Below are 21088 nucleotides of genomic sequence, written 5' to 3' on the forward strand. Positions count from 1 at the left end.
TGGGGCGGAGTTTTCAAGGGTTGGGGCCGAATTTGACCGTCGCGTCATCACCTGCGCGTGCCCTGACAAGGCAAGTTGCGCCCGCCATCAGCGCGGCTGCCAGCAGGAATGTCATCTGCATTCCGTCCACGATTGCGGAAGGTGCAGCGCTTTCCAGCACATCGGTGCCTGCGCCAAAGGCAAACACCGCCCCAAGACCCGACGCGCCCGCCACCAGCCCCAGATTGCGAAACAGCCCCAGCAACCCCGACACCACGCCGCGCTCTGCCTGTGCGACATCGGCCATAATGGCCGTATTGTTGGCGGCCTGAAACAGCTGGTATCCCGGTGTCAGGATGGCGATGGCCACCAGATAGCCCCACAGGCCCCAAACCATCGGCAACAGCACAAGCGCCACCGCGCCGCTGACCAGCGCCCCCAGTCCCGCCAGTATCACCCGCGGAGCCCCCCATGCGTCGACCAACCGGCCAGAGGGGACGCCGCTGGCAATGGAAATCACCGGCCCGACCGTCATGACAATGCCGGTCGCCGCCGTGCCCAGCCCCAGCGCAAACCCGAGGTAGAACGGCCCGACCACCAGCGTTGCCATCATGGTGGCGGCCACGCACAGATTTGCAACCAGCCGTGGCAGCAGGCCGGGGCGCAGCAGGGCACTCATGCGCAACGCCGCCGGTGCGGGCGCGCGGCCGCTGTCGGGCAAGACCCGATAGACCAGCGCGAAACACAGCGCGCTGAACGGGACCAGTGCCAGAAATATCCCCTGCCAGCCGGTCACCGAAATCAGGACGCCGCCCAGCGACGGGCCAAGCGCGGTGCCAAGCGCCGACATGGTACCCAGCAGCCCCATTGCCCGCCCGATCCGGTTTTCGGGCGCAGCCTCGTGCACCAGCGCAATTGCCAGCGTCATCAGAAACGCCGCCCCCACGCCCTGTAATGCGCGCGCCGCGACCAGCGCCCGCAACGACGGGGCCAGCCCGCATAGACACGAGGCCAGCGCGAACAGCCCCAGCCCGAACAGCAACATCTTTTTCAGGCCAAACCGGTCCCCCAGCCGCCCGACCACGACAACCGACAGGGTCAGCGCCACCAGATAGGCGGTGACGACCCATTGGACCCTGTAAAAGGGGATGGCGAGGTCTGACGAAAGCGTTGGCAGCGCAATATTCGCGATGCTGGTGCCAAGCGACGCCAACACCATCGACAGCGCCAGTGCGGCGACAGCCAGCGGGGTTTTGGCGCAGTGGTCTCGTGTTGCAGAGTGGTTCATTTTCTATGCGACCCTTGTCAAATTCGAAGCAGGGAGTCACTTTGCCACTTGAAGTCGACTTGAGGTCAAGCATGAAGTTACTGGACATTGGCGAGGTCTGCGACCGCACCGGATTGCGCCCCTCGGCGCTGCGGTATTACGAAGAAATCGGGCTGATCGTGGCCCTTGGGCGCAATGGTCTGCGGCGGCAGTATGACCCCTATGTGGTGACGCAACTGGCGCTGATCGCGATGGGCAAATCGGCTGGTTTCACGCTCGAGGAAATCGCATCCATGTTCGGCGAGAACGGGCAGCCCGATCTGCCTCGCGATGTCTTGCATCACAAGGCGGATACGCTGGAACGTCAGATTGTCGAGCTTGAGACGATGCGCGATATCCTGCGCCATGTTGCCGACTGTCCGGCCCCCACGCACAGCGAATGCCCCACATTTCGCCGTCTTGTGGCGCTGGCGGCGCGTCGGGGACAAGGCGGGAAGGGGCGGCGGGGGCAAGGCAGGTGAACATCTGCACCCTCTCGGCTAAGCTTGGAACAAGGTTCGACGGGCGGGCGCTTTCTCACTGTAGCGCGATGCATCAGCCACAGGCCAAAGACGATAGATAAACGGGCCTCCACAAATGTTGCGATGCCCACCGCGGTCGGGAGTTGCCCTTTGGGGACATGTTGAGACGATTAATGCAATCACTTGCGCAGTACCAAATATAGGAATTTCAACCAAAAGTAGCACAACATCCGCCGTCGTGCCCGACTTTCCCTCCTGTCACAGAAGTTTCGCAAATCTGAAACATTTCTGAATCCTGCGCACCGTAGGTCGCCCTCAACAAGCCTTGGGGGCATAGATGCTGGAAATCACCAACCTGACAAAAACCTTCGGCGCGAACACCGCCGTGGACAACGCCACGCTGTCGGTCAAGCGCTCGTGCATGATCGGGATCATCGGACGGTCAGGTGCCGGCAAGTCGACCCTTCTGCGGATGCTGAACCGGCTGACCGACAGCTCGTCCGGCAGCTTTACCGTCGAGGGTCACGACATGACCCACCTGCGCGGCGCGGCCCGCCGCCGCTGGCAGTCGCAATGCGCGATGATCTTTCAACAGTTCAATCTGGTGCCGCGCATGGACGTGGTGTCGAACGTGCTGCACGGCACGTTGAACCGCCGCTCGACCATGGCGACCATGTTCAACATGTATCCCACCGCTGACGTGCACCGCGCCATCGACATCCTTGACCGGCTGGGCATCGTCCAGCACGCCCAGAAACGCGCCGAGGCGCTGTCGGGCGGCCAGCAACAGCGTGTCGCCATCGCCCGTGCCCTGATGCAGGACCCCAAGATCATTCTCGCGGACGAGCCTATTGCCTCGCTCGACCCGATGAACGCCCAGGTCGTGATGGAGGCCCTGCGCCGCATCCACGAAGAAGACGGCCGCATGGTCATCGCCAACCTGCACACGCTGGACACCGCACGCCGCTATTGTGACCGCGTGATCGGCATGCGCGACGGGCGTATCGTTTTTGACGGCACGCCCGAGCAACTGACCGTGGGTGCCGCCCGCGACATCTATGGCGCGGACGCCTCGTTCTCCGAAGCGGCCACATCGACCGCCATCGAGACCCTCGAACAGGTACCCGCCTGACAGATCACCGCCCCGGCCGCACTCAACGGTCGGGGCTTTTCGTTTCACACCAGGAAAGAAGACATCTCATGAAACGCATCCTCGCGGCCGCACTGGCCACAACTGCTCTCGTCACACCCGTGCTGGCCGACGAAACCCCCATCACCGAATTCCGCATCGGCATCCTGGGTGGCGAAAACGCCCAGGACCGCATGAACAGCTTTCAGTGTCTGGCCGATTACACCACCGAAGAGCTGGGCGTTCCCACCAAACTGTTTGCCCCCGCCGACTACAACGGTGTGATCCAGGGCCTGCTGGGCGGCACGCTGGACATGGCATGGCTGGGCGCGTCGGGTTATGCCGCCGTCTACCTGCAAGACCCCGATGCGGTCGAGCCTGTGCTGATCAAGATCAACCTCGACGGCTCTTACGGCTACCACTCGATCGGTTTCGCCCGCGCCGACAGCGGCATCACGTCGCTGGCCGACCTGAAGGGCAAGACATTTGGCTTTGGTGACCCGAACTCGACATCCGGCTACCTGATCCCTTCGATCGAGATCCCGCAAGCGGGCGACGGCATCACCATGGAAAGCGGCGAATATTTCGGTGAGGTCAAATTCACCGGCGGCCACGAACAGACCATCGTTGCAGTAAACAACGGTGACATCGACGCAGGCGTGACCTGGGCCGACGGTCAGGGCAACTGGGAAGACGGTTACAACTCGGGCGCGCTGCGCAAGGCTGTGGATGCCGGTCTGGTCGACATGAACGATCTGGTCGAAATCTGGCGCTCCAAGCCGATCCCCGAAGGCCCCGTCGTCCTGCGCAAGGCGCTGCCCGCCGAGGTCAAGGCCAAGATGACCGCACTGGTTGACGGTCTGTATGACGTTGATCCCGATTGCGCCTATGGCGTGGCCTCGGGCGACACGCTGGGTTTTGATCCGATCACCCACGAGGCTTACGAATCCATCGTCGAAGCGCGCAAAGCGAAATCGAACTAAGCCTTTGGCTCTCATGATCTTTTGCAGGCCCTGACATCCCGTCGGGGCCTGCACCACATGAAGGACACCCCATGACATCCGCCGCTGACACAGACCCCAGCCCCGCAGACATCCGCACCGACTATCTCGCGCAGATGCGTCAGAAGCGGATGCTGAACATGATCCTGCTGCTGATCTTCGCCGCCCTGATGGTGGCCGGTTTCTACACCGCCGACCAGCGCAACGCCGGCGGGTTCTGGAACGGCTGGCGGCACATTCTGGACTTTCCCGCGGACGTGGTTGGCGAAGCTTATGAGCGTGCCAACCTGCTGCCGGGGTATTTCGTGAAATACCTGCCCTCGCTGCTGGAAACCATCAACATTGCGGGCGCTGCCACCCTGATCGGGGCGATGCTCGCGCTGGTGGCGTCGATGCTGGCCACCCGGGGTCTGGCCCCTGCGGGCTGGCTGATTGCCCCTGTGCGCCGCCTGCTGGATATCCTGCGCGCGGTGCCGGAAATCGTCATTGCGCTGGTGCTGATCTTCCTGCTGGGCGGCGGCCCGGTGCCTGCCATGATCGCCATCGCCCTGCACACGGTCGGCGCATTGGGCAAGCTGTTCTCGGAAGTGAACGAAAATGCCTCGCTGAAACCTGTCGAGGGCCTAGCCTCGACCGGCGGGTCGTGGATGCAGCAGATGATGCTGGGCGTTGTGCCGCAAGTGGCCCCGAACTACCTCAGCTACGCCTTGCTGCGCTTTGAAATCAACATCCGCGCCTCGGCCATCCTTGGGTTCGTGGGGGCGGGCGGCATCGGCTATGACCTGCGCAACACGATGTCCTGGGGACAGGGCAAATTCGACGAAGCCGCCGCGATCTTCCTGCTGCTGTTCGCCGCCATCGTCGTCGTCGACCAGCTTTCCAGCACTTTCCGCAACCGCCTGACCCATGGGAAGGCGTACAAAGACAAAGGGGCCGTGCTGTGAGTGACGCTGCCATCTATGCCACCGCCACCCGTTCGCTGACCCGCAAACGCCTGATCGCGCTGGCAGCACCCGCGGTGATCCTTGCCTATCTCGCTTATGTCTTTGTCGCTTTCGACGTTGCCGGACTGGCCGACCGGATCAGCCTGCGCAACATGCAGACGCTGGTGTCCGACACCTACAGCTACAAGGTGCACGTCACCCGCGACAACCGCGACGGGGACACAACCGTTGCCATCGAGGGCGAGCGCAAGGGTGAATACCCCGCAGGCACCGGCCCCGACTGGGTCGACCTGTCGGACGCCACCCGCGTCACGCTGGGCGACGGGTCGGTTGTGACCATGGGCGAGACTGTCACCTATGACGTGCCCGGCTATGGCACCATCACCGCAACCCCCGGCAAAAGCGGCGTCAACGCGACCTTTCCGGCGGGCGAGATGCCCGACTGGATCAACGCTTCGAAAAACCGTGTGGCCATCACCACCGATGCGGGCCGTCTGACCATCACCCGCAACAACACCGAAGTGTTCCGCTATTTCTACGGTTGGGAGCTGTTTTTCTTCACACTCGACAGTCCGTTCCACGGCAAAAGCGTGACCGAACTGCTCGGCTCGGGCCAGTACGGCGCGATCTGGTCCGATTTCTGGAGCAACAAGATGTGGCGCCATGCCGACGTGGCCTGGGCGCTGTTCGAAACCGTGCTGATGGCCTTCCTTGGCACATTCGGCGCGGCGATGATTGCCTTGCCGCTGGGCTTTCTCGCGGCCAGGAACTTTACCCCTCTGGGCAGCCTGCGCTTTGCCGCGCGGCGCGTGTTCGACTTTTTGCGCGGGGTCGACGGGCTGATCTGGACGATTGTGCTCAGCCGTGCATTCGGCCCCGGCCCGCTGACCGGCTCGCTGGCGATCATGCTGACCGACACCGGCACCTTCGGCAAGATCTTCTCGGAGGCGCTGGAAAACGTCGACGACAAACAGATCGAAGGCATCGCCTCGACCGGGGCCAAGCCGATGCAACGCTACCGTTTCGGCGTCATCCCGCAGATCACGCCGGTGCTGCTGAGCCAGATATTATACTATCTGGAAAGCAACACCCGCAGCGCCACCATCATCGGTGCCATCACCGGCGGCGGCATCGGGTTGCTGCTGACACAGGCGATCATCACCCAGAAGGACTGGGAAGAGGTGTCCTATTACATCATCCTGATCATCCTGATGGTCATGGCGATGGACAGCTTCTCGGGCTGGCTGCGCCGCCGTCTGATCCAGGGCACCGGCGAAGGCACGCACTGATGGCCCGCCTGAACGCCGACGCGCCGTTTATCCACCCCGACTGCGAGATCACGGATGCGCAATTCGGGGCCTATGTCGAGATCGGCCGCGCCAGTCGCGTGGCGCACAGTGTGATCGGGGATTATTCCTATTGCGACCGGATGGCCGACATCGCCAATGCCGAAGTGGGCAAGTTCAGCAATATCGCCAGCTGCGTGCGGATCGGGGCCACCGATCATCCGATGGACAAGGCCAGCCTGCACCATTTTCACTACCGCTCGGCCGACTACTTTGACGACGCCGAACCGGATGCCGCATGGTTCGACCACCGCCGCAGCCGCCGTGCACGCATTGGCAACGACACATGGCTGGGCCACGGCGCACAGGTCCGCCCCGAGGTCAGCATCGGCCACGGCGCGGTTGTGGCAGGCGGTGCCATCGTCACCCGCGACGTGCCGCCCTATATGATCGTGGCGGGCATTCCGGCGGTGCCTTTGCGCGCGCGCCATACCCGCAAGATAGCCGACCGGATGATGGCGCTGGCATGGTGGGATTGGCCCCACGCCCGCCTGCGCGAAACGCTGGACGATTTCCGAAGCCTCTCTGCCGAGGCGTTTCTGGAAAAATACGAATAGGTCGGCGTAGGGTCCTAAGGGCGACCTTTCCCCACAGAGTACGCCGCAGATGCGGGCGGGGCGGCCTATCCAGCGATCACATTGAACGCCTTGTCCTCTGACTTCTGGGGCCGCGCAGGTGTGGCCACTTGACTCGCAGCCATCAATAGATCATCTCATCATACCAGTTGGAATTTGGCATATGAGGATCGACAAATGGCACCTAAACTGGCGTTGATGGGCGCGGGCGGCAAGATGGGCGTGCGCAGTGCCACGAACCTGTTGCAATCAGACTTTGACGTGGCCCACGTCGAGATTTCCGAGGCAGGCCGCGCGCGGCTGAAGGATGCCATCGGCGTCGACTGCGTTCCTGTCGAAGAGGCGCTGAAAGGTGCCGATGTGGTGCTGCTGGCGGTGCCGGATACGGCCATCCGCGCGGTGGCGGCGTCGATCATCGACATGGTGCCAGCGGGCGCGATGGTGGTCTGTCTGGACGCGGCGGGCCCCTTTGCAGGGCATCTGCCCAAGCGGGACGACGTGACCTATTTCGTGACGCACCCGTGCCATCCGCCGATCTACAACGATGAACAGACCGAGGCAGGCCGCAAGGATTATTTTGGCGGGATTGCCGCGCAGCAGGGCATCGTGAACGCGCTGATGCAGGGGCCGGAAGAACACTATGCCTTGGGCGAAAAAGTGGGCCGTGCGATCTATGCACCCGTCGCGCGCAGTCACCGTGTGACGGTCGAACAGATGGCGCTGCTGGAGCCGGGCCTGTCCGAAACCGTTTGTGCATCGCTGCTGGACGTGATGCGCGAGGCGATGGACGAGGTCGTGCGGCGCGGCGTGCCGAAAGAGGCCGCACGCGATTTCCTGCTGGGACACATGAATATCCTGGGTGCCGTGATCTTTGACGAGATCGACGGCGTGTTCTCGGATGCCTGCAACAAGGCGATCACATTCGGCAAGCCGATGCTGATGCGCGACGACTGGAAGCGGGTGTTCGAGCCTGACGAGATTGCCGCCAGTATCCAGCGCATCACCTGAATGTCAGTCGCGCGGTTGCAATCCGGCAGAGCGGTCAAGGTGGGTGGCCATATGGGCCACCGCCGCGTCGGCGTCACGGGCTGCGATGGCAGCGACGATCTGGCGGTGTTCGGAAAGGGTGGTGTCCTCGTGACCCGACCAGCGCAGCAGGGTGCCGTGGTTGTGGAAAATCCATTTCAGCATGGCATCGGCCAGCGCGGTGATCACCGGATTGCCCGCAATGGCGATGATGCGCGCGTGAAAGGCGATGTCGGCGGCGACGAAGTCGTCTGGCTGGTCACGGGCGGCGGCCTGCATGGCGATCAGGTGGTGCAGGGCGGTCAGGTCGTCCTCGGTCCGTTGCAGGGCGGCGACGCGGACAAGGCCCAGTTCGAACATGCGCCTTGCGTCCTTGAGGTGGCCGAGGTTCTCGGGCGCGATGGACAGCAGCGTTTGCGCCATGCCGTCCAGCTGCGCCAGCGCGCTTTGCGGGGTGATCGCGTTGACGCGGCTGCGTTCGCCGTGGCTGACGGTGATCAGGCCCATGGTGTTCAGGGTCTGCAAGGCCTCGCGCACCACGGGACGACCAACGCCGAACCGGTCCATCAGCGCGCGTTCGGACGGCATCGGATCGCCCGGGGCAACGGCCCCTTCGACGATCATGGCGTGCAGGCGGTCAAAGACCTCGTCCGAAAGCTTGCGGCGCGGGATCGGGTCGGTGGGTGTGGACATGGCGGCTCCGGTGTTCTGGGTGCTGCAACTGGTATGATGAGATAAGCGATGATTGGTCAAGACTTGGATACACCTGTGCTGGCGTGGCTGGGCGATGATTTCACCGGCGCTGCGGCGGTGATGGAGGTTCTGGCCTTTGCCGGATTGCCGACCACGCTGTTCTTGCAGGTGCCGGATGCGGCGCGGCTGGCACAGTTTCCGGGGCTGCGGGGGATCGGCATTGCCAGCATGGCGCGAACACGGTCGCCTGCGTGGATGGACGCGGAATTGCCTGCGTTATTCGACGCGCTGGACGCCACGGGGGTGGCGCTGGTGCAGTACAAGGTCTGCTCAACACTGGATTCCGCGCCGCATGTGGGCAGCATCGGGCGGGCGATGGACATCGGGCAGGCCCGCTTTGGCGGCGCGGTTCCGGTGGTGGTCGCAGCGCCGCAGATGCGCCGGTATCAGGCGTTTGGGCAGTTGTTTGCGGGCACGGATGCGGGCGTGTTCCGGCTGGACCGGCATCCGGTGATGGCGCGCCATCCTGTGACGCCAATGGACGAGGCCGACGTGGCGCGGCATCTGGCGGCGCAGACCGATATGCCGTTGCGCTGTCTGGATCTGGAAGGGTTGCACGATGCGGGCCGTGCCGATGCGGCGCTGGTTGCGGGGCATGGTGTGACCGTGGACATGATGGGACCCGCGGACGAGGTCGCCGTGGGGCGGCTGTTGTGGGAAAACCGCGCGGCCAACCGGTTTGTGGTGGGCTCGCAAGGGACGGCCTATGCGCTGGTGGCCTATTTCCGCACGCAGGGATGGTTGCCCGAGGCGACGCCAGTTGCCGGGTTGGGGCGGGTCGAACGGATGGCGGTGGTCAGCGGATCGGTTTCGCCCACCACGGCAGACCAGATTGCGTGGGCTTGCGGGAACGGATTTGCAGGCGTGGCCTTTGACGTGCTGGCGGCCTGTGGCGACGGGTTGCCCGCTGCCGAAGCGGCGGCGGTGGCGGCTGGGCTGGCCGCGCTGGACGCAGGGCAGGTGCCGTTGATCTATACCGCGCGCGGGCCGGATGATCCGGCGGTGGCGGCTTTGCGGACAGCGGCGGGGGCGGACCTGCCTGCAGTCAACGACCGCATTGGTGCTGCGCTGGGTCGGGTGTTGCGGGCGTTGATCGAACGGGGCGGGCTGACCCGCGCCGTGGTGTCGGGCGGCGACACCTCGGGGCATGTGTGCCACGCTTTGGGCATCGACGCGCTGACGGCGGTGGCACCGACGATTGCGGGCGCCGCGATATGCCGTGCCCATGCGACGGGGGCGATGGACGGGCTGCATCTGGCGCTGAAGGGCGGGCAGATGGGCAGCCGCGATTATTTTGGATGGGTGCGGGACGGAGGCGGCGCGCGATGACACGGTTGCAAGCAACATATGAAATTGAAAGCCCGGTGGGCGTGGCCCGCGCAGCAGAGGTGATCGCGGGGGAGCAGTCGACGGGGACGTTCATCCGGCTGGCCTCGGAGACGGATGATTTGCGCGCACGTTCGGCAGCGCGGGTTGAAATGGTCGAGATTACGGGAGCTTCGGACCAACCGGCGTTGCCGTGTCGGCTCAAGGCCGACCGATACGAGCAGGGGCGTATTACATTAAGCTGGCCGGTGGACACGTTCGGGCCGTCGTTGCCGAACATTCTGGCGACGGTGGCGGGGAACCTGTTCGAACTGGCCGAAGTCTCGGCCATCCGGTTGCTGTCGCTGGAGATCCCCGACAGCATCGCCGCCGCCTGTCCGGGGCCGCAGTTCGGGGTGGCGGGCACGCGGGCGCTGATGGGGGTGGAAACGGGGCCGATGATCGGCACCATCGTCAAGCCCAGCGTGGGGCTGAGTGCGGCGGAGACCGCAGCACTGGCCGGTGATCTCGCGCGGGCGGGGATTGATTTCATCAAGGACGACGAATTGCAGGGCAACGGGCCTGCGTGCCCCTTGGACGCGCGCGCGCGGCTGGTGATGCAGGCGCTGGATGAAGCGGCGCAGGTGACGGGCCGCAAGGCGATGTATGCGTTCAACATCACGGATGAAATCACCGATATGTGGCGGCATCTTGAAATGCTGGAAGGGCTGGGAGCGACCTGTGCAATGGTGTCGCTGAACTCGGTCGGGCTGGCGGGGCTGCGCGCGGTGCGCGACCGTTCGTCCCTGCCGATCCATGCGCATCGCAACGGTTGGGGGCTGCTGTCGCGCTCGCCGCACATCGGGATTGCGTACCCCGCGATGCAAAAGCTGTGGCGGCTGGCGGGGGCGGATCATCTGCATGTGAACGGGCTGGCCAGCAAGTTCACCGAACCGGATGCGGTTGTGATCGAAGCCGCGCGGGCGGTGCAGGCGCCGGTCTCGGACGGCCACGATCACGGGGCGCTGCCGGTGTTCTCCTCGGGGCAGACAGCCTGGCAGGTGGGGCCAAGTGCCGATGCGCTGGGCAATGATGATTTCCTGATCTGCGCGGGCGGCGGGATCATGAGCCACCCCGCAGGTCCGGCGGCGGGCATCACCAGTTTCCGGCAGGCAGCCGCAGCGCAGGCGGCAGGCGTGGACGTGCGGACCTATGCGGCGGATCACCCCGAACTGGCGGCGGCACTGGATGCGTTCAAAGGGGCGGTGACGCGTGGTTGACATGGGCGGGAAATGTCGCGACACGTTGGTATACCATTTTTCAGGAGTTGCCCCACATGTCTGCCACCCTTGCCATCGGCCCCTACACCGACGTCGAACGCGAAGCCTTTGCCGCCGAATTGAAGCCGACCTTCATCGGCACACGCGCCGAACTGGACGCGCTGGACGATGCGGCCTGTGCTGCGGTCAAGGCGATTGCCTACAAGGGGCACCGGCCCTTTGGCGGGGTCGAGATGGACCGGTTTGCAAACCTCGGGGTGATTGCGAATTATGGCGTGGGCTATGACGCGATTGACGTGGATGCGGCCGGCGCGCGCGGGATCAAGGTGACGAATACGCCGGATGTGCTGAACGATGATGTGGCCGATATGGCGATTGCCATGTGGCTGATGCAGGGCCGCGACATGCGTCAGGGCGACGCGTGGGTGCGCGACGGGTCGTGGGCGGAAAAGGGCGGTTTGCCGTTGAACCGCAAGCTTAGCGGCGGCTCGGTCGGGATCATGGGGATGGGACGCATTGGCCGTGACATTGCCGACCGTCTGGCGGCGTTCAGATGTGATGTTCACTATCACGCGCGCTCGGAAAAAGAGACACCGGGCTGGACATATCACGCCGACCCGGTCGATCTGGCCAAGGCTGTCGATTTCCTGTTTGTCGCGCTGGTGGGTGGCCCTGCAACAGAAAAATACGTCTCGAAAGAGGTGATTGCGGCGCTGGGCGCGCGCGGCGTCATCATCAACATTTCGCGCGGCACGACGATTGACGAAGAGGCGATGCTGGACGCGCTGGAAAGCGGCGCTTTGGCCGGTGCCGGTCTGGATGTGTTCGTGGGAGAGCCCAAGGTGAACCCGCGTTTTCTGACGCTGGACAACGTGGTGCTGCAACCGCATCAGGGCTCGGCCACCCACGAAACCCGCGCCGCGATGGCCAGGCTGCAACGCGACAACGTGGCGGCGTTTCTGGCGGGGGATGATCTGCTGACGCCGGTGAACTGAGCGGGGTAGGCCCGCTATCGGGACTTTACTGCCATGCGCATTGGCGCGCTTGGCCGCGCATTGACGGGCCGTGCCTTGGGGCGGTCCGTCATGTTGCAGACAGGCCTCTGGCATGATGCACGGCGGATTGCGGCCCTGGCTCCGCGCGGGGCGCAAGCGGAAAGGGAGCGCAAAAGCCCGGACGGGCGGGCACTGCCCTTCGTGGCCCCGTTACCCCCGCCCTTTCTTCGCTTCTTCTTCCATATCCATCCCGTTCAGCGCCGCCACATGGTCGGTGATTTTGGGCACATAATCCTGCCCGTTCCCGCTGGCCTCGACATGAGCGAAATACTGTTTGGCCGCCGCCGCCATCACCGTCATGATCCCCGCGCTGTCCGCCATTGCATTGACATAGCGCAGGTCTTTGGCGGCATTGGAAATGGTGAACTTGTGCACCTCTTCGCGGTCGACCGCATAGGTCATGAAGGTCTCGAAAAACCCGTTGGTCAGACGTGACGATCCGATCACCTCGCGCACCTTGGTGGGCGGAATGCCCACACTGGCCCCCAGCACCGTCGCCTCGGCATAAAGCGACGCATAGCCCATCGAGATAAAGTTCATCAGCAGCTTCATCTTGTGCCCCGCGCCGGTGCTGCCGACATGGGTGATATTGCCCGCCCAGCAGTCCAGCACCGGCTTGATCTTGTCAAAGGTGGCATTGTCACAGCCCACCATCGCGTCCAGCGTGCCGGCCTCGGCCTCTTTGGGCGTGCGCCCCAGCGGGGCATCCACCAGCGTGCCGCCCGTCTGTGCCAGCTCTGCGGCCAGCACGGCGGTCGAGGTCGGGTCAGCCGTGGTGGTGTCGATCACGATCAACCCCGCCCGCGCGCCTGCCAGAATTCCGTCAGGACCGCGAAACGTCGCCTCCACCTGTTCGGAATTCGACAAACACAGATGGATGATATCGCAATTCTGCGCCAGCTCGCGCGCCGTCGCGGCCTCTTGCGCGCCCATGCCCACCAGATTGTCCACCGGCGTGCGGTTGCGGTTGCCCTTGACCCACAACGGATAGCCCTTTTGCAGCAGGTTCTTGGCCATGCCATGCCCCATGAACCCGACGCCGATGAAACCGATTATGCTCTTGCTCATGTGATGCTCCTCCAAAAGCTCTGTTCAAAGACTGGCGGTGATCCCGCCGTCGACGAAAATGGTTTGTCCGTTTACGAAACTTGACGCCTTGGACGACAGGAATATCGCCGCCCCCACCAGTTCCTCGACCCGCCCCCAACGGCCTGCGGGGGTGCGTTTTTCCAGCCATTCGGTGAATGCGGGATCCGCCACCAGCGCCGCATTCAGCGGTGTCTCGAAATAGCCCGGTGCGATGGCGTTGCAGTTCAGCCCGTGCCGCGCCCAGTCGGTCGCCATACCCTTGGTCAGGTTGGCAATCGCCCCCTTGGACGCGGTGTAGGGCGCGATGCCCGGGCGCGCCAAAGCGGTCTGCACGGAAGCGATGTTGATGATCCGCCCGTGGCCTTGCGCAATCATGTGCCGCGCCGTGGCCTGACCCACATAAAAGGCCGAATTCACATTGGTCCGCATCAGCCGGTCAAAGGCTTCGACCTCGAAATCCTCCAGCGGCCCGCGATGCTGCATCCCTGCGTTGTTGATCAGGATGTCGATGGGCCGCGTCTGCACATAGCCGTCAACCGCCGCGCGCACCGCATCGGCATCGGTCACGTCAAAGGCCAGCGTGTCCACATCATGGCCCGCATCCCGCAGCCCCTGCGCCGCTTCTTCCAGCCGCGCGGCATTGCGTGCATTCAGCACCACCCGCGCGCCCGCTTCGGCCAAACCACGCGCCAGCGCCGCGCCAATGCCCATTGACGCGCCCGTAACCAGCGCCGTGCGCCCGCCCAGATCGAACAGTTCCATATATCCCCTCTCAAAGGCACACCGGTGCCATTGACACCCCGCCTGAATCCGCATTTGATGAAATGGTATACCATTCCACCCCAGTTGCAAGAACCCACCGAAAGGCCCGCCATGCCCCACGCCCTGTTCGCCCATGCCGCCCGCGATCTGCGGCTGGCCGAGGTGCCCGTTGAAACACCCGGCACGGGTCAGGTGCGCATTGCCATGCAGCGCGGGGGCATCTGCGGATCGGATCTGCATTATTACAATCACGGCGGTTTTGGCGCGGTACGCCTGCGCGAACCGATGATTTTGGGCCACGAGGTTTCGGGCGTGGTCGATGCGCTTGGCGATGGTGTTGACGGGCTGGCTGTGGGCGATCTGGTGGCGGTGTCACCGTCGCGCCCCTGTGGAGCTTGCACACAATGCCTGCGCGGCCTGCCCAACCAATGCCTGAACATGCGGTTTTACGGCTCGGCCATGCCCTTTCCCCACATTCAGGGCGCGTTTCGCGACACGCTGGTGGCCGACGCCAGCCAATGCGTGCCCGCCCATGGTCTGAGTGCGGCGCAGGCCGCCATGGCCGAGCCGCTGGCCGTCGCGCTGCACGCCGTGGGCCGTGCGGGCGAGATGCTGGGCAAACGGGTGCTGGTCACCGGCTGCGGCCCTATCGGCATTCTTGTGATCCTGGCCGCACGCCGCGCCGGTGCCGCCGAAATCATCGCCACCGACATCGCCGCCCCCGTGCTGGACATCGCCCGCCGCGCCGGCGCCGACATCACCCTGAACACCGCCACGCACCCCGAGGCGCTGCTGCCCTACACGCTGGACAAAGGCTGCCTTGACGTGCTGTTCGAATGTTCTGGCGCACAGGCAGCGCTGGTCGCGGGCATCGGCGCGCTGCGTCCGCGCGGTCAGGTGATCCAGCTGGGTCTGTCGGGCGACATGTCCCTGCCGATGATGCAGATCACCGCCAAAGAGCTGTCGATAAACGGCTCGTTTCGCTTTCACGCGGCCTTTCCCCTTGCGGTGCAGATGATGCAACAGGGGCTGATCGACGTGACCCCGCTGCTGACCCACAGTTATCCGCTGGCAGAATTTGCCGCCGCATTTGCCATGGCCGGTGACCGCGCGCAGGCGATGAAGGTCCAGTTGGTGTTCGGCGCATGATCACCTTTGCCCTGGCGGTTTTCTTCCTGCTGATCACCCCCGGCCCCGGCGTGTTGTCCACGGCGGGCATCGGCGCGGGGCACGGGTTTCGCGCCGGGCTGCGCTATCTGACGGGGTTGTTCATCGGCACCAATATCGTGGCCTTCGGCGTGATCTCGGGGCTGGCGGCGGTGATACTGGCGGTGCCGGTGGTGCGCTGGGTGCTGATGGGGGCGTCGATCCTCTACCTTCTGTATCTGGCCGCCCGCATCGCCTTTGCCGGCAGCAAGGTGGCCTTTATTGCTGCCGCCACCGCGCCGGGCATCGGTGCGGGCATCCTGTTGCAGGCGATCAACCCCAAGGCCTATGCCGTCAACACCACCCTGTTCGCAGGCTTTCCCTATGCGCCTGACAGCCTGATCTTTGAAACCGTGACCAAGCTGCTGATCGTCAACGCCTTTTGGATACCAATCCATCTGGGCTGGCTCTGGGCGGGGGCCAGCCTGCACCGCCTGAACCTGTCCGACACCGCCCAGCGCCGCATCAATTATGCGATGGCCGCCGCCATGCTGGGTGTCGTCGCCCTTGCCCTGATTGCCGGAGTCTCCCGATGAGCGATACCCTGACGGCACATGCCACCGCCATCACCGCCCTGCGCGACCTGCTGGGCGACCGGCTCGTCACGTCCGACGCCGACCGCGCCCAACATGGCCGCAACGAAACCTATTACCCCGACGCCCCGCCCGACGCTGTGGCCTATCCCGAAACCACCGAAGAGGTGGCGCAGATCATCCGCATCTGCGGTCAGCACAAATGCCCCGTGGTCGCGGTGGGCGCTGCCACCTCGCTTGAAGGGCAGCATCTGGCGACCCGGGGCGGCATCAGTCTGGACATGAACCGGATGAACCGCGTGCTACAGATCCGTCCCGAAGACCTGAACGTGACCGTGCAACCGGGTCTGACCCGCATGGGGCTGAACGCGCAGTTGCGCGACACCGGCCTGTTCTTTCCCATCGACCCCGGTGCCGACGCATCGCTGGGCGGCATGACCGCCACCCGCGCCAGCGGCACCACCGCCGTGCGCTATGGCACCATGCGCGAAAACGTGCTGGCGCTGGAGGCCGTGATGGCCGACGGCAGCATCATCCGCACCGGCACACAGGCGCGCAAATCGTCATCGGGCTATGACCTGACGCACCTGCTGGTCGGCTCGGAAGGCACGCTTGGCATCATCACCGAACTGACCCTGCGCCTGCATGGCCTGCCCGAAAGCACGCTGGCCGCAACCTGCCGGTTCGACAGTGTCGCCGACGCGGTCAACTGTGTGATCCTGACGATCCAGTCGGGCCTGCCGATGGCGCGGATCGAGCTGCTGGATCACATGATGGTGCGCGGGTTCAACCAATATGCCGACGCGGGCCTGCCTGAAAAACCGCACCTGTTTCTGGAATTCCACGGCACCCCCGCAGGCACCGCCGAACAGGCGGACAGCTTTCGTGACATCGCGGACGAATTTGGCGCGACCGGCTGGAAACAGGCCACCACCACCGAGGAACGCAGTGCCCTGTGGGCCATGCGGCACAAGGCGCATTATGCCTCGGCGGCCTTGGGCAAGGGCAAGCACATCTGGCCCACGGACGTCTGCGTGCCAATCTCGCAACTGGCGACGGCCGTGGTGCAGGCGCAGGACGATGCCGTGGCCCTTGGGCTGACCAGCACGATTGTCGGCCATGTGGGCGATGGCAACTTTCACGCGGGCATCAGCGTTGATCCCAACGACCCCGACGAAATGGCGCGCGGTGCCCGGTTCACACGCGCGCTGGCCGAAACCGCCCTGCGTCTGGGCGGCACCGTCAGCGGCGAACACGGCATCGGCATCGGCAAGCAGAAATACATGGCCGCCGAACACGGCCCCGCGCTGGACTGGATGCGCCGCATCAAGACGTCGTTTGATCCGCACAACATATTGAACCCCGGCAAAATGCTGCCGCAGGACGACTGATCGAGAAAAGGGAGAGAGATGAATATTCTGATTATAGGCGGCGGCGGTGTCGTCGGGCAGAAACTGGCCAAAGCACTGGCGGCCAAAGGCGCTTTGCGCGGCAAACCCATCAGCCGCCTTGTGCTGGCCGACGTGGTCGATCCGGCCCCTGTTGATGCCCCGTTCACGGTCGACACAACGCGCTGCGACATCGCTGATGCGGCCTCGGTGGCACAGGTCGTGACCGCAGACACCGACGTGATCTACCTGCTGGCCGCCATCGTGTCGGCCCACGCCGAAGAGGACTTTGACGCCGGGATGCAGATCAACCTGTTCGGCACCTACAACGTGCTGGAACGCTGCCGCAGATTGGGCAACACGCCGGTCGTGGTCTTCACCTCTTCCATCGCCGTCTATGGCGGCGAGGCGCAGAACCCGCTGGGTGATCACAGCTATCCCAACCCGCAAACCTCTTATGGCGGGCAAAAGGCGATGGGCGAGATCCTGATCAACGACTATTCGCGCAAGGGCTTTATCGACGGGCGGGCCTTCCGGCTGCCCACGATCTCGGTCCGGCCCGGCAAACCCAACCGCGCGGCTTCGTCGTTCATGTCGTCGATCCTGCGCGAACCGCTGAACGGGCAACCGGCGGTGTGCCCCGTCGACGGTGATTTCCTGCACTACTACCTCAGCCCCCGCAAATGCGCCGAGAACCTTGTGAAAGCCGCCGAGCTGGACGCCGCCGCCATCGGCGAAAACCGCGCCATGCAGATGCCGGGCAAGGTCTGGTCGATAGATCAGGTGATTGCCGCCATGACCGCCGTGGCCGGCCCCGAACCCGCCAAACTGATCCGTTGGGAGGCCCAGCCCGACGTGCAGGCGATTGTCTCGGGCTGGCGCTGGGACATCCACGCCGACAAGGCCGAGGCGCTTGGGCTGGAGGCCGATGCGTCGTTCGAAGACAATATCCGCTATTATCTGGAGGATGATAAGCCTGCGGGGTGAGGGGGGCCTGCGCGCCCTTCCCTCATCAGGGCAGCGTCCGCCCCTCCTGGCAGGTGTCCGCTTTGTGCGCACCCAGAGGCCGACGCTGCTGTGCACCTTGGTTTCCGGGCTTTGTTCCCATCGCCCCGCCGGACTGCGCTGCAAGGGCAGGAGCCTCCGGCGGGGATTTTTTGAACCAGAGAAGGGGCGGGGTCAGTCGACCATAACGGCTGTACCGTCGGCCAGCATCTCTTCGATTGCGGGCATATCCGCGCCGCCGGCCTTTACATTGGCCTCAAGGGTTTCTTCGGCGTCTTTGACCGCTGCAAGCGCTGCGATAACCGTGTCGATCTGTGCAAAGGGGACAACCACGACGCCGTTGCTGTCACCCACCAGAATGTCGCCACTGTTGACCATCTGGCCGCCGACCACAGCGCCGAAGCCGACATAGCCCGGACCGTTCGAGAAAGGCGAGTTCGGGTTTAGGCCAACGCACCACGCGGGCAATCCGACCTCTTCGATGCCTTCAAGGTCGCGCATGGCGCCGTCGGTGACAAAGCCTGCGGCCCCTTTGTTGTTCAGCATCCCCATGAACTGGTCGCCTGCCGCCGAACATTGGGTGAAACCGCGCACCGCCGAGACGATGAAGTCGCCCGGCTGCATCACATGCAGCGCGCCCATCGTGGCGAGGATTTCTTCGGGGCCGTTGTCGGCCACCAGAGCGACACCCACCGCATGACCGGGCAACCTGGCGCTGAGCGGGGCAATTTCGGTGGCCAGTGCGCCGCGCCCCTGCATGGCGTCACAGACAAAGCCAGTGGGCACATCGCGAAAGGCGTCGATTTGCGCGGGTGTCGGACGGGCAAAGCCGGTGCGGATGGTCAGGCGGGGTGGTTCGTGGATCATTGAGAAGCCTCTTTGGCAGGGTAGGTGCGCACAAACAGGCGCACATAGGTCAGGGCGGTGGCGCGGGCCAGACAGCGTTCCTTTTGCAGGGCGATTTGCGGGCCATCAAGATCGGAGGCGGCCTTGGCCAGTGCCTCGATCCGGTCACATTGCACCATCGCGCCGATCACGTCGTATTTGGCTTCGATGCGGGCGATGGTTGTCGCGGTGTCATCGGGCAGGATTTTCATACGCTTGCCGATGGCAGCGCCCCATTGGGCGCGGTTTTCGGCAAAACAGGCGGTGCTGACGGCGGGGGTTTCGGGGGCGTTGTCCATGCAGGCGGCGTCCGAAGCGTCCAGACACAGGGCGGGGTCGGTGCCGTTCCTGACGGCGCTGGCAAGGCAGGCTTCTGCCCCCGGCACCTGCGCCCAAAGCGGGGCGGACAGCAGACCAAGGGCTGCCGCGCAGATCATAGTTTTCATTGGTGTTGCCTTTCCTGCGCATTCCACTTGCAAATGGTATACCAAATTGCCAACGTGCGGCAAGCACTGCGGACATCGGGAGAGAGAACATGCCATCCATTATCATCACAGGCGCCGGCAGCGGCGTTGGGCGCGCCACGGCACAGGCTTTTATTGGAGCGGGCTGGGAGGTTGCACTGATCGGGCGGCGGACCGCACCGCTGGAGGAGACAGCGGGGGACAGCGGTGCGCTGGTGCTGGCCTGTGATGTGACAGATGAGGACGCAACCGAAGCGGCCTTTGCCAGGGCGGCACAGACGTGGGGGCGCATTGATGCGCTGTTCAACAACGCGGGCGTGTCGCTGGGCGGTGCGCCGCTGGACGAGCTGAAGGTGGCGGATATTCGCGCCCTGCTGGATGTGAACATCATGGGCGCGTTCATCGCCGCGCGCGCCGCCTTTGGGCAGATGCGCAAACAGGACCCGCAGGGCGGGCGCATCATCAACAACGGCTCGGTCAGCGCCTATGTGCCGCGCTGGGGCTCGGCGCCCTATACGGCGTCAAAACATGCGATCACCGGGCTGACACGCACGATTTCACTGGACGGGCGGCCGTTCAACATTGCCTGCGGGCAGATCGACATTGGCAACGCGCTGACCGACATGGCCGCGAAAATGACCAAGGGCGTGCCGCAAGCCGACGGGTCGAACGCGATCGAGCCGGTGATGGATGTGGCCAATGTGGCGTCCTCGGTGCTGCATATGGCCAGCCTGCCGCTGGATGCGAATGTGCAGTTCATGACGGTGATGGCGACGAACATGCCCTATATCGGGCGCGGCTGATGCAGATGCAGGGGCAGGCTGCGGTCATCACCGGCGGCGCGCAGGGCATTGGCTATGCGGCGGCACTGGCGTTGGCCGAAAAGGGGGTGACGGTGGTCAGCTGGGACATCGACGCGGGCAATGCCGATGCGATGGCCGCTTTGCCGGTGCCGGGTGTGGCGGTGGAATGCGACGTGTCCGATATGGCGTCGGTGTCGGCGGCCTATGCGCGCACCTGCGACAGCGCGGGCGTGCCAACCATATTGATCAACAGCGCGGGCATTACCGGCCCGAACACCACGCTGGAAGACTATGACCCGGAAGCGTGGCGGCGGGTGATTGATCTGAACCTGAACGGGACATTCTATACCAACAAGGTCTGCGTGACGGGCATGAAGACGCGCGGTTATGGCCGCATTCTGAACATCGCGTCGATTGCAGGCAAAGAGGGCAATCCGAATGCTTCGGCCTATTCCGCCTCCAAGGCAGGGGTGATCGGGCTGACCAAGTCATTGGGCAAGGAACTGGCGGGAATGGATATCGCCGTGAACTGCATCACGCCCGCGGCCGCGCGCACGCGGATTTTCGATCAGATGAGTCAGGAGCATATTGATTACATGCTGTCAAAAATTCCGCGCGGGCGGTTTCTGGAACTGACCGAGGCGGCGGCGATGATCGTCTGGGCGGTGTCGCCCGAGAACAGTTTTACCACCGGAGCGGTGTTCGATCTGTCCGGCGGGCGCGCGACCTACTGACGGTGCGCGGGCGCTGAAATCAAGGAAAGGGATGTCGG

Annotated in this window: 22 protein-coding genes; 16 read left to right on the forward strand and 6 right to left on the reverse strand. The window is 64.2% G+C overall.

Annotated elements, in window-relative coordinates:
* Positions 1-13 precede the first annotated feature (13 nt).
* Positions 14-1267: an MFS transporter gene (locus DSM107133_RS04505; RefSeq protein ID WP_114291950.1), complete on the reverse strand. Its 1254-nt coding sequence runs from the start codon at positions 1265-1267 to the stop codon at positions 14-16.
* 71 nt (positions 1268-1338) lie between these two features.
* Here DSM107133_RS04505 and DSM107133_RS04510 point away from each other — a divergent pair, with 71 nt between their 5' ends.
* From DSM107133_RS04510 to DSM107133_RS04540, 7 genes are all read left to right on the forward strand, one after another.
* A complete protein-coding gene (locus tag DSM107133_RS04510) occupies positions 1339-1767 on the forward strand; it encodes a helix-turn-helix domain-containing protein (RefSeq protein ID WP_114291949.1) in 429 nt (142 codons plus the stop codon).
* 337 nt (positions 1768-2104) lie between these two features.
* Complete coding sequence (gene phnC / locus DSM107133_RS04515; protein WP_114291948.1) at positions 2105-2899, forward strand: phosphonate ABC transporter ATP-binding protein; 795 nt, start codon at positions 2105-2107, stop codon at positions 2897-2899.
* Between the two features lie 68 nt (positions 2900-2967).
* A complete protein-coding gene (gene phnD / locus DSM107133_RS04520) occupies positions 2968-3879 on the forward strand; it encodes a phosphonate ABC transporter substrate-binding protein (RefSeq protein ID WP_114291947.1) in 912 nt (303 codons plus the stop codon).
* 71 nt (positions 3880-3950) lie between these two features.
* Complete coding sequence (gene phnE, locus DSM107133_RS04525) at positions 3951-4841, forward strand: phosphonate ABC transporter, permease protein PhnE (protein WP_114291946.1); 891 nt, start codon at positions 3951-3953, stop codon at positions 4839-4841.
* The gene (gene phnE / locus DSM107133_RS04530) at positions 4838-6130 is read left to right on the forward strand and encodes a phosphonate ABC transporter, permease protein PhnE (protein ID WP_114291945.1); all 1293 of its coding nucleotides are present in this window, start codon (positions 4838-4840) and stop codon (positions 6128-6130) included. The genes phnE (DSM107133_RS04525) and phnE (DSM107133_RS04530) overlap by 4 nt, the downstream gene beginning before the upstream one ends.
* Positions 6130-6744 (forward strand): chloramphenicol acetyltransferase, encoded by a 615-nt coding sequence (locus tag DSM107133_RS04535; protein ID WP_114291944.1) that lies wholly within the window; start codon positions 6130-6132, stop codon positions 6742-6744. Before phnE (DSM107133_RS04530) ends, DSM107133_RS04535 begins: the two co-directional genes overlap by 1 nt.
* Positions 6745-6939: 195 nt before the next feature.
* Complete coding sequence (locus DSM107133_RS04540; RefSeq protein ID WP_114291943.1) at positions 6940-7770, forward strand: phosphogluconate dehydrogenase C-terminal domain-containing protein; 831 nt, start codon at positions 6940-6942, stop codon at positions 7768-7770.
* Between the two features lie 3 nt (positions 7771-7773).
* On the opposite strand, the gene nanR is transcribed toward DSM107133_RS04540, so the two are convergent.
* Entirely contained in the window at positions 7774-8481 is a 708-nt protein-coding gene (nanR, locus tag DSM107133_RS04545; protein WP_114291942.1) for a transcriptional regulator NanR, read from the reverse strand.
* Positions 8482-8529: 48 nt separating this feature from the next.
* On the opposite strand from nanR, the gene DSM107133_RS04550 reads away from it, so the two are divergent.
* Genes DSM107133_RS04550 through DSM107133_RS04560 form a run of 3 tightly spaced genes read left to right on the forward strand, consistent with a single transcriptional unit; the run spans position 8530 to position 12121 of the window.
* Positions 8530-9870, forward strand: coding sequence for a four-carbon acid sugar kinase family protein (locus DSM107133_RS04550; RefSeq protein WP_114291941.1), 1341 nt, complete (start codon positions 8530-8532; stop codon positions 9868-9870).
* Positions 9867-11126 (forward strand): ribulose-bisphosphate carboxylase large subunit family protein, encoded by a 1260-nt coding sequence (locus DSM107133_RS04555; protein ID WP_114291940.1) that lies wholly within the window; start codon positions 9867-9869, stop codon positions 11124-11126. Before DSM107133_RS04550 ends, DSM107133_RS04555 begins: the two co-directional genes overlap by 4 nt.
* Before the next feature lie 56 nt (positions 11127-11182).
* Positions 11183-12121, forward strand: coding sequence for a 2-hydroxyacid dehydrogenase (locus DSM107133_RS04560; protein ID WP_114291939.1), 939 nt, complete (start codon positions 11183-11185; stop codon positions 12119-12121).
* A gap of 210 nt (positions 12122-12331) precedes the next feature.
* Here DSM107133_RS04560 and DSM107133_RS04565 read toward each other — a convergent pair whose 3' ends face one another.
* Complete coding sequence (locus tag DSM107133_RS04565) at positions 12332-13249, reverse strand: NAD(P)-dependent oxidoreductase (protein ID WP_114291938.1); 918 nt, start codon at positions 13247-13249, stop codon at positions 12332-12334.
* Positions 13250-13273: 24 nt separating this feature from the next.
* Positions 13274-14032 carry an SDR family oxidoreductase gene (locus DSM107133_RS04570; RefSeq protein ID WP_114291937.1) on the reverse strand — a complete coding sequence of 253 codons (759 nt, stop codon included), beginning with the start codon at positions 14030-14032 and terminating at the stop codon, positions 13274-13276.
* Positions 14033-14143: 111 nt separating this feature from the next.
* Between DSM107133_RS04570 and DSM107133_RS04575 the strand changes: the two genes are divergently transcribed.
* Genes DSM107133_RS04575 through denD form a run of 4 tightly spaced genes read left to right on the forward strand, consistent with a single transcriptional unit; the run spans position 14144 to position 18146 of the window.
* On the forward strand, positions 14144-15181 hold the full coding sequence (locus DSM107133_RS04575) for an L-idonate 5-dehydrogenase (RefSeq protein ID WP_114291956.1): 1038 nt from the start codon (positions 14144-14146) through the stop codon (positions 15179-15181).
* The gene (locus DSM107133_RS04580) at positions 15178-15774 is read left to right on the forward strand and encodes a LysE family transporter (protein ID WP_114291936.1); all 597 of its coding nucleotides are present in this window, start codon (positions 15178-15180) and stop codon (positions 15772-15774) included. Before DSM107133_RS04575 ends, DSM107133_RS04580 begins: the two co-directional genes overlap by 4 nt.
* Positions 15771-17162 (forward strand): FAD-linked oxidase C-terminal domain-containing protein, encoded by a 1392-nt coding sequence (locus DSM107133_RS04585; protein WP_114291935.1) that lies wholly within the window; start codon positions 15771-15773, stop codon positions 17160-17162. The genes DSM107133_RS04580 and DSM107133_RS04585 overlap by 4 nt, the downstream gene beginning before the upstream one ends.
* Positions 17163-17180: 18 nt before the next feature.
* Positions 17181-18146 (forward strand): D-erythronate dehydrogenase, encoded by a 966-nt coding sequence (denD, locus tag DSM107133_RS04590; protein ID WP_114291934.1) that lies wholly within the window; start codon positions 17181-17183, stop codon positions 18144-18146.
* A 192-nt stretch (positions 18147-18338) separates the two neighbouring features.
* Here denD and DSM107133_RS04595 read toward each other — a convergent pair whose 3' ends face one another.
* Entirely contained in the window at positions 18339-19031 is a 693-nt protein-coding gene (locus tag DSM107133_RS04595; protein WP_114291933.1) for an RraA family protein, read from the reverse strand.
* Positions 19028-19495, reverse strand: a complete 468-nt coding sequence (locus tag DSM107133_RS04600; protein ID WP_114291932.1) for a hypothetical protein — start codon at positions 19493-19495, stop codon at positions 19028-19030. The genes DSM107133_RS04595 and DSM107133_RS04600 overlap by 4 nt, the downstream gene beginning before the upstream one ends.
* An 89-nt stretch (positions 19496-19584) precedes the next feature.
* On the opposite strand from DSM107133_RS04600, the gene DSM107133_RS04605 reads away from it, so the two are divergent.
* Both DSM107133_RS04605 and DSM107133_RS04610 read left to right on the forward strand, forming a co-directional pair.
* The gene (locus DSM107133_RS04605; protein ID WP_114291931.1) at positions 19585-20316 is read left to right on the forward strand and encodes an SDR family oxidoreductase; all 732 of its coding nucleotides are present in this window, start codon (positions 19585-19587) and stop codon (positions 20314-20316) included.
* A complete protein-coding gene (locus DSM107133_RS04610) occupies positions 20316-21050 on the forward strand; it encodes an SDR family NAD(P)-dependent oxidoreductase (protein ID WP_114291930.1) in 735 nt (244 codons plus the stop codon). The genes DSM107133_RS04605 and DSM107133_RS04610 overlap by 1 nt, the downstream gene beginning before the upstream one ends.
* Positions 21051-21088 lie beyond the last annotated feature (38 nt).

The organism is Pseudosulfitobacter sp. DSM 107133 (genome assembly GCF_022788695.1).
Lineage (GTDB): Bacteria > Pseudomonadota > Alphaproteobacteria > Rhodobacterales > Rhodobacteraceae > Pseudosulfitobacter.

What these genes read in the sequence shown, in the direction of transcription:
- DSM107133_RS04535 (WP_114291944.1), top strand. Translation starts at nt 6,130, where the DNA reads ATGGCCCGCCTGAACGCCGACGCGCCGTTTATCCACCCCGACTGCGAG.
- DSM107133_RS04570 (WP_114291937.1), bottom strand. Translation starts at nt 14,032, where the DNA reads ATGGAACTGTTCGATCTGGGCGGGCGCACGGCGCTGGTTACGGGCGCG.
- DSM107133_RS04605 (WP_114291931.1), top strand. Translation starts at nt 19,585, where the DNA reads ATGCCATCCATTATCATCACAGGCGCCGGCAGCGGCGTTGGGCGCGCC.
- DSM107133_RS04610 (WP_114291930.1), top strand. Translation starts at nt 20,316, where the DNA reads ATGCAGATGCAGGGGCAGGCTGCGGTCATCACCGGCGGCGCGCAGGGC.
- DSM107133_RS04585 (WP_114291935.1), top strand. Translation starts at nt 15,771, where the DNA reads ATGAGCGATACCCTGACGGCACATGCCACCGCCATCACCGCCCTGCGC.
- DSM107133_RS04510 (WP_114291949.1), top strand. Translation starts at nt 1,339, where the DNA reads ATGAAGTTACTGGACATTGGCGAGGTCTGCGACCGCACCGGATTGCGC.
- DSM107133_RS04555 (WP_114291940.1), top strand. Translation starts at nt 9,867, where the DNA reads ATGACACGGTTGCAAGCAACATATGAAATTGAAAGCCCGGTGGGCGTG.
- phnE (WP_114291946.1), top strand. Translation starts at nt 3,951, where the DNA reads ATGACATCCGCCGCTGACACAGACCCCAGCCCCGCAGACATCCGCACC.
- DSM107133_RS04505 (WP_114291950.1), bottom strand. Translation starts at nt 1,267, where the DNA reads ATGAACCACTCTGCAACACGAGACCACTGCGCCAAAACCCCGCTGGCT.
- DSM107133_RS04560 (WP_114291939.1), top strand. Translation starts at nt 11,183, where the DNA reads ATGTCTGCCACCCTTGCCATCGGCCCCTACACCGACGTCGAACGCGAA.
- denD (WP_114291934.1), top strand. Translation starts at nt 17,181, where the DNA reads ATGAATATTCTGATTATAGGCGGCGGCGGTGTCGTCGGGCAGAAACTG.
- DSM107133_RS04540 (WP_114291943.1), top strand. Translation starts at nt 6,940, where the DNA reads ATGGCACCTAAACTGGCGTTGATGGGCGCGGGCGGCAAGATGGGCGTG.
- DSM107133_RS04565 (WP_114291938.1), bottom strand. Translation starts at nt 13,249, where the DNA reads ATGAGCAAGAGCATAATCGGTTTCATCGGCGTCGGGTTCATGGGGCAT.
- DSM107133_RS04580 (WP_114291936.1), top strand. Translation starts at nt 15,178, where the DNA reads ATGATCACCTTTGCCCTGGCGGTTTTCTTCCTGCTGATCACCCCCGGC.
- DSM107133_RS04600 (WP_114291932.1), bottom strand. Translation starts at nt 19,495, where the DNA reads ATGAAAACTATGATCTGCGCGGCAGCCCTTGGTCTGCTGTCCGCCCCG.
- DSM107133_RS04550 (WP_114291941.1), top strand. Translation starts at nt 8,530, where the DNA reads ATGATTGGTCAAGACTTGGATACACCTGTGCTGGCGTGGCTGGGCGAT.
- nanR (WP_114291942.1), bottom strand. Translation starts at nt 8,481, where the DNA reads ATGTCCACACCCACCGACCCGATCCCGCGCCGCAAGCTTTCGGACGAG.
- DSM107133_RS04595 (WP_114291933.1), bottom strand. Translation starts at nt 19,031, where the DNA reads ATGATCCACGAACCACCCCGCCTGACCATCCGCACCGGCTTTGCCCGT.
- phnD (WP_114291947.1), top strand. Translation starts at nt 2,968, where the DNA reads ATGAAACGCATCCTCGCGGCCGCACTGGCCACAACTGCTCTCGTCACA.
- phnC (WP_114291948.1), top strand. Translation starts at nt 2,105, where the DNA reads ATGCTGGAAATCACCAACCTGACAAAAACCTTCGGCGCGAACACCGCC.
- DSM107133_RS04575 (WP_114291956.1), top strand. Translation starts at nt 14,144, where the DNA reads ATGCCCCACGCCCTGTTCGCCCATGCCGCCCGCGATCTGCGGCTGGCC.